Origin of the sequence: Xenorhabdus budapestensis, from assembly GCF_002632465.1 — a bacterium.
Classification (GTDB): domain Bacteria; phylum Pseudomonadota; class Gammaproteobacteria; order Enterobacterales; family Enterobacteriaceae; genus Xenorhabdus; species Xenorhabdus budapestensis.
Genome location: NZ_NIBS01000166.1, coordinates 1 through 247, shown reverse-complemented (window position 1 = coordinate 247; position 247 = coordinate 1). Strand labels below are relative to the sequence as shown.

Annotated in this window: 1 protein-coding gene; it reads right to left on the bottom strand. The window is 61.5% G+C overall.

What is annotated here, in order from left to right; all coding sequences use genetic code 11:
• On the bottom strand, window positions 1-247 hold a 247-nt coding region (locus tag Xbud_RS19455; protein ID WP_145956706.1), incomplete at both ends, for a hypothetical protein.

The following is a 247-nucleotide window of genomic DNA, read 5'->3' as shown; positions in this document are numbered from 1 at the left end:
CGGTGTCCGGTCACCCAGAACGACATCGCATCAATCAGGGATTCACACAGGATCAGCGCCTTGGAGGCACCCAGCGCCGCGGCATTCCAGACCCCTTTATGTGCCCCCGGCAGGTACAGATGGCGGATAACGGACTGACGCAGGTCGCCACCGATTTTGCGCCCGTACAACTCATGGATTTGTCCCTGTGCATCCATCACCGGCACAACCAGCGAGCCGCGCAGATGCTCACGCCCGTTCTCCCGCA